Here is a 2,254-nt window from a genome sequence, read left to right on the forward strand (position 1 = left end):
CGATCTCCCACAGTCCGTCCGGAACAATCCAACTCCACGTACCCCGCCCCATAAACAGCCCAACGAGCGACCACCCACATAGGACACGGTCTAAGTCGTGTCCGGCGCTCGGCGGTACGAGGCGGTGTGTGTACGTCGTGTCCGGGCACCCCGGCCCGACCTCACGGACGGCGGTCTGTACGGTCTCCAGAAGCGGCGGCAACCGGCTGTCAACAGGAGGTACGTGTCGTGATCGGCATCTCGGACATCGAAGCGGCGGCGGGACTGATCGCCGGACATGTCGTGCGTACGCCTACGGTCGAGAGCCCCGGGCTGTCGGCGCTGCTCGGGGTTCCCGTCACCGCCAAGCTGGAGGTGCTCCAGCGCACCGGCTCCTTCAAGGCACGCGGGGCGACGGCGAAGCTCCTGTCCCTGAGCGAGGCGGACCGCGCGGCCGGGGTGGTGGCGGTGAGCGGCGGCAACCACGCGATCTCCGTCGCGGTCATGTCCGAGGCGCTCGGCGTGAAGGCCACCGTCGTCATGGCGAAGTCCGCGCCCGCGCGCGCCGTCGAGATCGCGGAGGCGGCCGGTGCGACGGTGCGGCTGACCGACACGATGGACGACGCGTTCGCGCTCATGTCCCGGCTCCAGGCCGACGGACTGACCATGGTCCATCCCTTCGACGACCCGGTGGTCGTCGCCGGACAGGGCACGGTCGGTCTCGAACTCGCCGACGACGCGAGCGCCGAGATCACGGATGTGCTCGTCTCGATCGGCGGCGGCGCGCTCATCTCGGGCGTCGCGGCCGCGCTGCACGCGCGGCGGCCCGGCGTACGGATCTGGGGCGTCGAGACCGTCGGCGCGCAGGCCATGTCCGAGGCGCTGGCGGCCGGGGGGCCGAAACCGGTCCAGTTGTCGTCCATCGTCTCCACACTCAGCGCGCCCACGGTCTCGCGGATCACCTACGACCATGTGACCGACCTGGTCAGCGAAGTGCTCGTCGTCTCGGACGCCGAGGCCGTCCAGGGCACTCTCGACCTCGCCAACCACGCGAAGGTCTGGGCCGAACCGGCCGCAGGCTGTCTGGTCCCGGCCGCCCGCCGCGTACTCGAACGCGTCGGCGGCGACGCGCGCCTGGGCCTGGTGCTGTGCGGCGGCAACGCGACGACGGCGGACGTCATGTCCTGGGCGGAACGCTTCAACCTCCGCTGACGGCCCGGTCCAGGACCCGGCCACGACCCGGCCACGTCGTGGTCCAGGGCCGATTGAGGGCTCGTTGAGAGCCCGCACCCGTCCCCGGCGACTCCGTTGCCGGGGATTCTTTGCGTATCCGTATGTCGGGGGATCCGGATAGGCGCGCGGCACGGGCGCACGTACTTTGCTGCCGATCCCCCCATGTACGGGGCCCGTCCCGCGGGCCCGAGTCTCGCGGCGTCGTCCATGACGGGTCGCACCGGCATGAATGTGCGCCGCTCCCCCCACAAGGAGATATGTCATGCTCTCGTCAATCCGAAGAATCGCTGGGGCCTCGGCCGTCGCCGCCGCCCTTCTCTTCGCGCTCCCCACGTCGGCCAACGCCGTCGAGAACAGTGACATCGCCCGTCCCGCCGCCGTGACGCAGTCCGCCGAGGCCGCTGTCGCCGCGGACGCCACCCCCGCACCCCGCTTCAAGACCGGTGACGCCGGCAACCTGTCGGACCTGCCGACGGTCAAGGCCGACGAGCGCGCCGTTCGGGTACCGGCCTGGAGCTACCACATCACCTCGTCCTGTAGCGGTCGCGAAGGCGCGATACGCCAAGGCGCCAACTACTGGGGCTCCGGCACCGAGACGGCGTCCAGCGGTACGCCCGTGTCCTGTGTCGGCGGCTACGTGCAGGGCTGCGGCGGAAGCAACGTCGTGGGCTGCAACTGGGGCGCGGGTCAGCGCATCGAACTGTCCACCATGGTCGGCGACTTCGCGCTGCTGGCCGCCCACGAGTTCGGCCACAACTGGTACGGGCACTCCGGCACGGGCTGCGCCAGCTGGGCCAGTCAGGCCGACGTGATGCGCACGACCATGTGCAGCTGATCCCTTGATCCTCGGGGAATCGAGCTGACAGGCGCTCGCCGATGGGGCGGGCCGACCGCGCACGACGGTCGGCCCGCCTTTCGCCGTAGGTCACGGCGAAAGGCGCCCCTACGCCGTGTCTTCAAAGTCCCGCCTGGCCCACGACGCCTGGCACGGCACCTCGCCGCGTTGTCGGACTCGGCCAAGTACGGCTGGTCCATCCACAAG

The 2,254-nt window shown here is 70.5% G+C and carries 2 protein-coding genes; both read left to right on the forward strand.

All coding sequences use genetic code 11. The features are described from left to right. Positions 1-228: 228 nt before the first annotated feature. Positions 229-1,191 carry a threonine/serine dehydratase gene (locus ACFWHU_RS38530; protein WP_387231014.1) on the forward strand — a complete coding sequence of 321 codons (963 nt, stop codon included), beginning with the start codon at positions 229-231 and terminating at the stop codon, positions 1,189-1,191. 283 nt (positions 1,192-1,474) lie between these two features. Continuing rightward, positions 1,475-2,047, forward strand: coding sequence for a hypothetical protein (locus tag ACFWHU_RS38535; RefSeq protein ID WP_385792177.1), 573 nt, complete (start codon positions 1,475-1,477; stop codon positions 2,045-2,047). The last annotated feature ends 207 nt before the right edge of the window (positions 2,048-2,254 follow it).

The organism is Streptomyces sp. NPDC060366, from assembly GCF_042725135.1.
Classification (GTDB): domain Bacteria; phylum Actinomycetota; class Actinomycetes; order Streptomycetales; family Streptomycetaceae; genus Streptomyces.